Raw genomic sequence first — 10043 nt, forward strand, 5'->3', positions numbered from 1 at the left:
CACTTGACAGTCTCGATAGACTGCTCTAATTTCGACCCTGCGCCGATTTGTTACTGCTTGCGGGGCGCCCGATAAATACCAGCTAAAGCGTGCAGACCACCCGCTGACCGCTTTATTGCTGCAGCGGGTTTTTCTTTGGCAGGCAGCCAGGCCACACGACCGTTTTACGCGCCGAGTTAATCGACAACTTGCAGGGCGCTTTCGAAATTCTGCTAAAGCGTCGCTCGGCCAGCCGGGCGCGCAACACGCTACGGAGACTGCCATGTACGACTGCCAAGAAGACCGCTACACCGATTTTGCCATCACCCCGCGCTGCACCGCCCCCGCCCTGAGCGGCTCGCTCACCGCCAACGCCACCCCCGCTACTCGCCACAAGCTTACCGAGCTGGCCGCCTACGCTACCGAGCGCGGCCTGGACATCGCCTTGCAGCAAGGCACGCTGGCCATCCACGCCCTCAGCCTGACCGAAGCGCTCAATATCAATGCCCGCTTCGGGCACGACTTGCTGATCAGCTGCCACCTGCGCCGCGACCCGCCGGCGCGCTTTGGCTGACACAGCGTTCGCAAGGTTGGCCGCACGGCCCGGGGCTGCGCCCGTATAATGCCGCCTTTACCCCCACCCGTTGCCACCTTGCATGCTGTTTGATCTGAACCGAACCCCCGCCGCCACGCTGCGGCAGGAAGCCCACACCCTGGGCAAGCTGGCGCTGCCGATGATGGTGGCACAGATTGCCCAGGTGGCCACCGGCTTTGTCGACACTGTGATGGCCGGTCACGTCAGCACCGACGACCTGGCAGCAGTGTCGCTGGGCTCCAGCGTGTTCATTACCGTGTATGTCACGCTGATGGGCATTGCCTCGGCCATGAACCCCATCCTGTCGCAGCAAGTTGGCCGCGGCGACACCCACCAGATCGGTGCCACCGCACGCCAGGGTTTATGGTTTGGCCTGGTGCTGGGCGTGCTGGGCATGTTGCTGATGCTGGCGATCCAGCCGCTGCTGCGGCTATGGCTGGATTTGCCGGCCAGCGTAGAAGACAAAGCCATGTTGTTCATTACCGGCAGCGCCATGGGCATGCCGGCGGCCATTTTGCACCGGGCGCTGTACGCTTTCAGCTCCAGCCTGAACCATACCCGCCCCATCATGCTGGTGAGCATCTGCGGCCTGCTGCTCAACATCCCGCTGAACTACGCGTTGATACACGGCCTGGCCGGCCTGCCCGCGCTGGGTGGGGCAGGCTGCGGCTGGGCAACCGGCATGGTGATGTGGTTTAACGCCGCCGCGCTGTTTGCTGTCATCAAATACCAGAAGGCATACCAGCCTTACGGCCTGACCGGCGGCTTCAGTTGGCCGCAGTGGCAGCGTTTTCCTGCCTTTATCAAGCTGGGGCTGCCCATCGGCCTGTCCTTTTTTGTGGAAGTCAGCCTGTTTTCCTTTATTGCCCTGCTGGTGGCCAAGCTGGGCACCACGGTAGTGGCTACCCATCAGGCGGTGCTGAATTTTTCCAGCGTGATTTACATGATTCCGCAAAGCATCGGCGTCGCACTCACCATCCGCGTGGGCCAGCGCGTGGGCGCGGGCGATTACCGCGGTGCACGCACCGTATGCGGCGTAGGCTTGGCCATGGGCGTGGCGCTAGCCTGCCTCACCATGGTGTGGGTACTGTTGGGGCGCGAAAGCATCATGCGTACCTATAGCAGCGACCCGGCAGTGATTACCCTGGGCATGTCGCTGATGCTGTTTGCCGCCTTCTACCAGCTGACCGACGCCATGCAAACCATTGCCTCGGCCGCGCTGCGCGGCTACAAGATCACCACCATGCCCATGGTGATTCATATCGTGTCGTTCTGGCTGGTCGGTCTGGGGTTGGGGGCACTGCTGGGCCTGGGCCACCTGCCGCTACCCGGCCTGAGCCTGCCCATGGGCGTGCATGGTTTCTGGCTGGCACTGGTGATCAGCCTGAGCCTGGCCGGCCTGCTGCTGGTACGCTATCTATCGCGCGAGAGCCGCCGCCGGCTGCACCGCCAAACTGCCTGAAAGAATACCGTGACACCTGTTATTTATCGCGAACAACCCATCCGTGCCTTCAACACCTTCGGCATGAACGTGAAAGCCGCCTTTTTCAGCCAGCTTACCGACCTGGCCCAGCTGCCCATCTTGCTGGCACAGCCGGTGGTGCAACAAGGCCCGCTGCTGTGGCTGGGCGGCGGCAGCAATATGCTGTTCACCCAGGACTTCGAGGGTGTCATCATCCAGAACTGCCTGAAAGGCGTGCAGCTTATCTCTGAAGATGCGCAGCACGTACTGATACAGGCCGCCGGCGGCGAGGTATGGCACGACTTTGTGCAATACACCTTGCAGCAAGGCTGGAGCGGGCTGGAAAACCTCAGCCTGATTCCCGGCACCGTGGGCGCCAGCCCTATCCAGAACATCGGCGCCTATGGCGTAGAAGTCAAAGACCTGATTCACGAAGTGGTATGCGCCGACCTGGCCACCGGTGGCAGCGAGGTGGTGCTGGGCAATGCAGACTGCCACTTTGCCTACCGTGACAGCATCTTCAAGCAGGCGCTGGCCGGGCGCTACCTGGTGACAGCGGTGCGCTTCCGCCTGAACAAAACCTTCCAGCCACGCATCGGCTACGGCGACATCGGCAAGGCATTGGCTGCCATGGGCTGCGCCGACGAACCGACGGCACTGCAGGTCAGCCAGGCCGTCATCAGCATCCGCCAGAGCAAGCTACCCGACCCGGCGGTACTGGGTAACGCCGGCAGCTTTTTCAAGAACCCCCTCGTGCCGCGCGAGCAGGCTGAAGCCCTGCTGGCGCAGCACCCCACCCTGCCGCACTACCCGCAAGCCGATGGCAGCGTGAAGTTGGCCGCAGGCTGGCTGATAGAACAAGCCGGCCTGAAGGGCTACCGTGACGGTGATGCTGCCGTGCACGACAAGCAGGCACTGGTACTGGTGAACCACGGCCAGGCCAGCGGCGCGCAGATGTGGGCGCTGGCCAGCAAGGTGCGCCAGACGGTTTACCAGCAATACGGCGTGGTGCTGGACCCGGAACCCATCGTGCTGTAAACCTGCGCATGAAAAAGCGGCCAACCTTGCCCACAAGGTTGGCCGCTTGGCTATCCGGACCTGCCTTACAACAAATGCGCCGAGGCCAGGAACAGGTAAATCACCGCCGCGTAGCCCACCAGCCAGGACAGCGAACGCAGGCTGGGCTTATCGGCCAGGTAGCACGCGCCATAGGCCACGCGTGCCAGCAAAAATACCGCCGCTGCCGCATCCATCTTGCCCTGCGACACCAGGTTCAGAAACGCCACTACCACCGCCGCAGCAAACACCGGGAAAGCCTCCCAGCTGTTTTGCTGCGCCCAGTGCGCGCGCAAACGCCAGCCGGTCAGCGCCGCCTGCGCGGCACGCGGGGCGTGGTTATTCATACCGCCAGACTTGGACAAGGCAGCAAACAGCAAGGGCAACACAGCGGCAATCAACACCGCCCAGAAAGCAAACTGCATGGCAGGCTCCTAGTTCACCAGATAACGCCGGTCGTCAAACGTGGCCACCCATTGTGGCCGGTACACAATCAGTATCGCGATTACCAGGCCGCTGGTAAACGCCTCGGACCACGCCAGCAAAAAGTAAAAGGGCAATACTTCGCCTAGCAGATGGTCGGCCGGATACGCCCCCGCCAGCCCCAGCGCCAGCAAACCGGTGGCTGCGGCCAACAGCAAGCTTGCCGCCCCCGCCAGAAAAGCATTTACGAATACATAGACAAACAGGTTCGGCGCCAGCCGCCGCCGCGCCCAGTGCAGCGCGGCGGTCGTCAGCAACACCGCCGGCACATAGCTCAGCAACACATTCAGGCCAATGGCCAATGGGTCCATCAGCTCGGCCGCCACCAGCACCAGCTGCACCAGCGATAGCGCCAGCAAGGCTAGCCACGGCCCGGCCAGCAGGGTAAACACCGTCGCCCCCAGCAAATGAAACGACAAACCAGGCTGCAAGCCAGCTTTGGCCAGCGTAAACCCCATCAGCACGACACAAGCCCCGCACCAGGCCGACACCGCCTGCGCGGGCAAAGCACGCCACACTACGCGCCTAGCGCTCAGCAGCAGCATGGCCAGCCACAGGCCATTCGCCCCCCACACCCAGGGCAGCGCAAACTGCCCGGCCAGAAAATTCATGCTTACTCCATTTTGCTCGGCAATATACCAGCCATCATAACAAAGCCCGCCACCGCCACAAAAACCCCAGCCCGGCACAATCAGGTAAAATGCGGCCAACCTTATAACGGATGACTGTCATGTTTAGCTTGCCCGCCCCCCACCACATTGCCAACCTGATCAGCCAGGCGCTGGCAGAAGACATTGGCCAGCAGGACTGGACCGCGCTACTGATCGACGCAGACAGCCAGGGCAAGGCATCGGTGATCGCACGCGAGGCCGCCACCGTGTGCGGGCAAGCCTGGTTCGACGAAGCCTTCCGCCAGGTAGACCCGCGCTGCCAGATAAGCTGGCAAGTCGCCGAAGGCCAGCAAGTTGCCGCCAACACCGTGCTATGCCACATCAGCGGCCCCGCCCGCGCCCTGCTTACCGCCGAGCGCACCGCGCTGAACCTGCTGCAAACCCTGTCTGCCGTGGCCAGCGAGACCCGGCGCTACAGTGAATTGATCGCCGGCACCCGCGCCCGCATTCTGGATACCCGCAAAACCCTGCCCGGCATGCGCCTGGCACAAAAATACGCGGTTACCGTTGGCGGCGGCGTCAACCAGCGCATCGGCCTGTACGACGGCATCCTGATCAAGGAAAACCACATCATGGCCGCCGGCAGCATCACGCAGGCGCTGCAACGCGCACGCGAGCTGGCCCCGCCACAGGTAAGCATCCAGGTAGAAGTAGAAAACCTCGCCGAGCTGAACGAAGCGTTGGCCGCAGGCTGCACGCTGGTACTGCTGGACAATATGTCGCTGGACGACATGCGCGAAGCGGTGCGCCTGAGCGCTGGCCGCGCCCTGCTGGAGGCATCCGGCGGCGTAGATTTCAGCACCGTGCGCACCATTGCCGAAACCGGCGTAGACCGCATCTCCATCGGCAAGCTCACCAAAGACGTACGCGCCATCGACCTGTCGATGCGCTTCAGCCAGGCCTGAGCCACGGTAGCACCAAACATCCGGCACAAAACAAAACCGGCCACAGGGCCTAATGCCAGTCAGTTAAGAAAATGTGCTTGGTCATCAAGCGGAAGGGCGTGAGTGAAGCGCCCCATCCCGTTGGCGCGAGCCGGTCAAAATGGTACGCCCCAGGTTTTAAGACGCCGATTTGTTTGAGCCCCGAGCCGTTAGCAAGGGGCGAGTTTGGCGGCGCCTGGGGCGTGCCGTTTTGCCCGGGGTTTCGAGCAGCCCCGGGTTGCGGGGGAATGAAAAGGGGGCGGCAATCCGCCCCCTTTCCCGTCTGCCGGGCGGAACAGGCATATAAACAGCGTCCGCATAGCGGACACCCAAGCCTCTCAGAATCCCTAACCAAAAAATGCCAGTCAACGTTAATTGACTGGCATTAGCCACAGGGCCGGTTTTGTTTATGCAGGCTGGTGATCGTGGGCTAGTGCCAAACGCCGCAGCATGGCTGCCGTAGCCCCCCAGACATAATACTCGCCGTGCGTCAGCGAATAATAATGGCCGCGGTAGCCGTCGCGCTCGTAATGATGGCGCTCGTATTGTCGCGCATCCAGCGCCAGCGACAAGGGCAGGGTAAACACCTCATCCACCTCGTCGGGCGATGGCCGGAACACCACCGGCTGCGTGAGCACCCCCAGCACCGGCGTGACAGCATAGCCGGTAATGGTTTGATACTGCCCCATCTGCGCCACCACACGCACGGCACTGGCCGGCAGGCCTATCTCCTCCTCCGCCTCGCGCAGCGCCGCCATGGCGGCATTGGCATCCTCTTCTTCCAGCCGCCCGCCAGGAAAGCTGATCTGCCCGGCATGGCTACGCAAGTGGGCGGTACGGCGCGTCAATACGACATGCCAGCCATCAGGCTGCCATAACACCAGAATCAGTACCGCCGCCGGCTTGCTACCCACGTCTCTGGGCAACAGCCCTTCCGCATCATCCGCTAGCGGCACACGCGATAGCCTGGCCAGCAATGCGGCCAACTCTTCCTCACCCCGGGCATGCAACATGGCTTAGCCTCTTTTTTTACTTGCGCCAATCTTGGGCAGCGACAACTCGCCCCAGTGCGCCACCAGACGCAATGCCACACCGGAGACAAAAACCAGCTGCACCGCCAGAATATGATCCCACCCCAACGTGGCCAGCACGTATAGCGCCACGGCCACCACAATGGACACTGTGCCGTAAAAATCTTTATGCAGGATGAACGGCACATCGTTCACCATCATGTCGCGCACGATACCGCCACCTACGGCAGTCACAAAACCCAGCAAGATCACACCAAACGCGTTGATGTGGTACTCCACTCCCAATTTAGCCCCTGCCAGGCTGAACGCAACCAGCCCTATCGAATCCGCCACGATAAACAGTGTGGCCAGCAGCTCGTGCTCGCGCTTATGCAAGCGCGACGCCATGGCGACCAACAAGGTGATTGCAATAATGATCAGGTTGGTGTTGTCCAGAAACACCTGCGGCATGCGGCCAACCAGCATATCCCGTATTACGCCGCCACCGATGGCCGTGAGCAAGGTCACAATGATAATACCCAGCAAATCCAGGTGCTTGCGCACGCCCAGCAAATAGCCCGACACCGCAAAGGCTACCGTACCGATTACCGAGTAACCGTCAAAATCCAGCAAATAATCCAGCATACAAATCGCCATGAAAAACGCCAGACCGCATGGCCTGGCGTTGTGTACTTTGCCTGATGGTACGCTTAGCGACGCATCGAATCAAAGAAGGCCAAGTTCGACTTGGTCGCGCGCAGCTTGTCCAGCATGAACTCCATCGCCTCCAGGTCGTCCATCGGGTACAGCAGCTTGCGCAGCACCCAGATGCGCTGCAGCTGTTCTTGCGGAATCAGCAACTCTTCGCGGCGGGTACCCGAGCGGTTGATATTGATCGCCGGGAAGATGCGCTTTTCGGCCATACGGCGATCCAGGTGGATCTCCATATTACCGGTACCCTTGAATTCTTCGTAGATCACGTCATCCATACGCGAGCCGGTATCCACCAGCGCGGTAGCAATGATGGTCAGCGAGCCGCCTTCTTCGATATTACGCGCCGCACCAAAGAAACGCTTGGGGCGCTGCAGTGCGTTGGAATCCACACCACCGGTCAACACTTTGCCGGAAGCCGGGATCACGGTGTTATACGCCCGAGCCAGGCGGGTAATGGAATCCAGCAGGATCACCACGTCTTTTTTGTGCTCGACCAGGCGCTTGGCCTTCTCGATCACCATTTCGGCAACTTGCACGTGGCGGGTAGCCGGCTCGTCAAACGTAGACGATACCACTTCACCGCGCACCGAACGCTGCATCTCGGTCACTTCTTCCGGACGCTCGTCGATCAGCAGCACGATCATTTCCACTTCCGGGTGGTTAGTGGTGATGGCGTGGGCAATATGCTTCAGCATCACCGTCTTGCCGGACTTGGGCGGTGCCACCAGCAGGCCACGCTGACCTTTGCCGATAGGGGCAATCAGGTCGATCAGGCGGCTGGTAACATTTTCCTCAGCCTTGATATCACGCTCGAGGTGCAGCCGCTCGGTCGGGAACAGCGGCGTCAGGTTCTCGAACAAAATCTTGTGCTTGGCTTGCTCTGGCGGGCCACCGTTAACCTTGTCTACCTTCACCAGGGCAAAATAGCGCTCGCCTTCCTTGGGCGTACGGATCTCGCCTTCGATGGTATCGCCGGTATGCAGGTTAAAGCGGCGAATCTGCGACGGGCTGACGTAAATATCATCCGGGCCTGCCAGATAGGACGAATCAGGGCTACGCAGGAAGCCGAAGCCATCCGGCAACACCTCCAAGGTACCTTCACCAAAAATACTTTCGCCTTTTTTCGCCTGGTTTTTCAGCAACGCGAAAATCAGGTCCTGCTTGCGCAGGCGGTTGGCGCCATCAATCTCGTTGGAAATAGCCATTTCCACGAGTTCGCTAACATGTTGGCGCTTTAGATCAGATAGATGCATATGTGTACGGTCAGCCTAAGAATGTAACAAGGCGGCAAAGAGCACCGAGACTGAGGAAATAAAGAAGGGAAATATGAAGCGAGCGGCCTAGGCCGCTCGCGTACTGGACTATTGGGAAGATAGTCCAAGAGGCACTAGCTGTCAATCAATTACAGGTGAGCGTTCAGGAACTCGATCAGCTGTGTCTTGGACAACGCACCAACCTTGGTAGCCGCCACTTCACCGCCCTTGAACAGCATCAGGGTAGGAATGCCGCGGATACCGAATTTGGGTGGCGTTGCCTCGTTTTGGTCGATATTCAGCTTGGCAACCACCAGACGGCCTTCGTATTCTTTTGCCACGTCATCCAGGATAGGGGCAATCATCTTGCAAGGACCGCACCATTCAGCCCAGTAATCTACCAGCACAGGGGCGTCAGCCTTCAGGACTTGTTGCTCAAACGAATCATCAGTCACGTGCAGAATCAGGTCGCTCATTGTTTTCCTCTCGATTGGGTGTCGATTATCAGCTTACAGGCGATGTTAACAACTCCCCCTCCCTGCATCAACCCTAAATAGCAAGGCAAGCGCGGTCACGCCTTCACAAGACGGTCGGTCGATTGACCGTTATAATGCACGGCTGCTTTAGATTGAAAAGGATTGAACATGGGTTTCCTGCAAGGCAAAAAGATTCTGATCACCGGCATGATCTCGAACCGCTCCATTGCCTACGGCATTGCACACGCCTGCCATCGCGAAGGCGCCGAGCTTGCCTTCACCTACGTAGTAGACAAGCTGGAAGACCGTGTCCGCGAAATGGCTGCCGATTTCGGTAGCACAATGGTTTATCGCTGCGACGTGCAGAACGACGCTGACATCACCCAGCTTTTCACCAGTTTGGGTCAAGACTGGGATGGGCTGGATGGCCTGGTGCACGCCATTGCCTATGCCCCACGCGAGGCGCTGGAAGGTGATTTCCTGGATGCACTCAGCCGCGAGGCATTCCACACCGCCCACGACGTTTCTGCCTACAGCTTTGCCGCACTGGCCAAAGCTGCACGCCCGATGATGCAAGGCCGCCGTGCCGCCCTGTTGACCCTATCCTACCTGGGGGCAGTACGCGCCATACCGAACTACAATGTAATGGGCCTGGCCAAAGCCAGCCTGGAAGCCTCTGTGCGTTTCATGGCAGCCAGCCTGGGCAAGGAAGGCATCCGGGTCAACGGCATCTCCGCAGGCCCGATCAAGACGCTGGCTGCCGCCGGGATCTCGGGCTTCAGCAAGTTACTGAACATGGCAGCAGGCCAATCCTGCCTGCGTCGTAACGTTACTACCGAAGAAGTAGGCAACACCGCCGCCTTCTTGCTGTCCGATCTCTCATCCGGCATTACCGGAGAAATCACCTACGTAGATGCCGGCTTCAGCATCAACTCGCTAAACACCCCAGAGGCCTGAGCCACCCCCTAACAAAAAGCCCGATCATCTGATCGGGCTTTTTACAGCTTGCATGGTGCCGGCAAGAGGAATCGAACCCCCGACCTTCGCATTACGAATGCACTGCTCTACCAACTGAGCTATGCCGGCTAACCACCAGCACAAACTATAGCGCCGCGAAGGCAGCTTGACACCTGCCGTCGCCTTGAGACTGCAACCCACCCAGACGACATAATTTGGTAAGCCCGCACGTTTTCCAGCAAAGATTGGCGATACGTCGCAGCAACAAAGCCTGAGATATGAAACAACGAGGCCCGCATTCGCGGGCTTTATGTCAGGGTCGGCAGGCTGCGGCCAACGTTGGCTGCGGGGTGGTGCGCGGTATTTTCGCCGCACCAAAGCACAAAGCCCAGCTCGTCTGAGCTGGGCTTCGGTATCGGGCGTCTGGCGGTGTCCTACTTTCACACAGGTATCTGCACTATCAT

General features: G+C 60.0%; 11 protein-coding genes and 1 tRNA gene. 5 read left to right on the forward strand and 7 right to left on the reverse strand.

The annotated features are described in order from the left end of the window. The first annotated feature begins 262 nt into the window (after positions 1 to 262). From PQU95_RS15125 to murB, 3 genes are all read left to right on the forward strand, one after another. The gene (locus PQU95_RS15125; RefSeq protein WP_272752781.1) at positions 263 to 553 is read left to right on the forward strand and encodes a hypothetical protein; all 291 of its coding nucleotides are present in this window, start codon (positions 263 to 265) and stop codon (positions 551 to 553) included. Positions 554 to 635: 82 nt separating this feature from the next. Next, positions 636 to 2036 carry an MATE family efflux transporter gene (locus tag PQU95_RS15130; RefSeq protein WP_272752782.1) on the forward strand — a complete coding sequence of 467 codons (1401 nt, stop codon included), beginning with the start codon at positions 636 to 638 and terminating at the stop codon, positions 2034 to 2036. Between the two features lie 9 nt (positions 2037 to 2045). Continuing rightward, the gene (gene murB, locus PQU95_RS15135) at positions 2046 to 3074 is read left to right on the forward strand and encodes a UDP-N-acetylmuramate dehydrogenase (RefSeq protein WP_272752783.1); all 1029 of its coding nucleotides are present in this window, start codon (positions 2046 to 2048) and stop codon (positions 3072 to 3074) included. 65 nt (positions 3075 to 3139) lie between these two features. Here the strand turns inward: murB and PQU95_RS15140 are convergent, their stop codons facing one another. Beyond that, positions 3140 to 3517, reverse strand: coding sequence for an MAPEG family protein (locus PQU95_RS15140; protein ID WP_272752784.1), 378 nt, complete (start codon positions 3515 to 3517; stop codon positions 3140 to 3142). Positions 3518 to 3526: 9 nt separating this feature from the next. Then, complete coding sequence (locus PQU95_RS15145) at positions 3527 to 4186, reverse strand: energy-coupling factor ABC transporter permease (RefSeq protein ID WP_272752785.1); 660 nt, start codon at positions 4184 to 4186, stop codon at positions 3527 to 3529. Positions 4187 to 4305: 119 nt separating this feature from the next. On the opposite strand from PQU95_RS15145, the gene nadC reads away from it, so the two are divergent. Next, positions 4306 to 5151 carry a carboxylating nicotinate-nucleotide diphosphorylase gene (gene nadC / locus PQU95_RS15150; protein ID WP_272752786.1) on the forward strand — a complete coding sequence of 282 codons (846 nt, stop codon included), beginning with the start codon at positions 4306 to 4308 and terminating at the stop codon, positions 5149 to 5151. A 425-nt stretch (positions 5152 to 5576) separates the two neighbouring features. On the opposite strand, the gene PQU95_RS15155 is transcribed toward nadC, so the two are convergent. From PQU95_RS15155 to trxA, 4 genes are all read right to left on the reverse strand, one after another. Next, positions 5577 to 6182, reverse strand: coding sequence for a CoA pyrophosphatase (locus PQU95_RS15155; RefSeq protein WP_272752787.1), 606 nt, complete (start codon positions 6180 to 6182; stop codon positions 5577 to 5579). A gap of 3 nt (positions 6183 to 6185) precedes the next feature. After that, positions 6186 to 6824: a trimeric intracellular cation channel family protein gene (locus PQU95_RS15160; protein ID WP_272752788.1), complete on the reverse strand. Its 639-nt coding sequence runs from the start codon at positions 6822 to 6824 to the stop codon at positions 6186 to 6188. Between the two features lie 65 nt (positions 6825 to 6889). Next, positions 6890 to 8146 carry a transcription termination factor Rho gene (gene rho / locus PQU95_RS15165; protein WP_026108016.1) on the reverse strand — a complete coding sequence of 419 codons (1257 nt, stop codon included), beginning with the start codon at positions 8144 to 8146 and terminating at the stop codon, positions 6890 to 6892. Between the two features lie 149 nt (positions 8147 to 8295). Further along, positions 8296 to 8622 carry a thioredoxin TrxA gene (trxA, locus tag PQU95_RS15170; protein ID WP_017509289.1) on the reverse strand — a complete coding sequence of 109 codons (327 nt, stop codon included), beginning with the start codon at positions 8620 to 8622 and terminating at the stop codon, positions 8296 to 8298. A gap of 168 nt (positions 8623 to 8790) precedes the next feature. On the opposite strand from trxA, the gene fabI reads away from it, so the two are divergent. Then, positions 8791 to 9579, forward strand: a complete 789-nt coding sequence (gene fabI / locus PQU95_RS15175; protein ID WP_272752789.1) for an enoyl-ACP reductase FabI — start codon at positions 8791 to 8793, stop codon at positions 9577 to 9579. Between the two features lie 53 nt (positions 9580 to 9632). Here fabI and PQU95_RS15180 read toward each other — a convergent pair. Then, positions 9633 to 9708: transfer RNA gene (locus tag PQU95_RS15180), tRNA-Thr, on the reverse strand. Positions 9709 to 10043: the final 335 nt, after the last annotated feature.

Origin of the sequence: Vogesella aquatica (assembly GCF_028548455.1) — a bacterium.
Taxonomy (GTDB): domain Bacteria; phylum Pseudomonadota; class Gammaproteobacteria; order Burkholderiales; family Chromobacteriaceae; genus Vogesella; species Vogesella aquatica.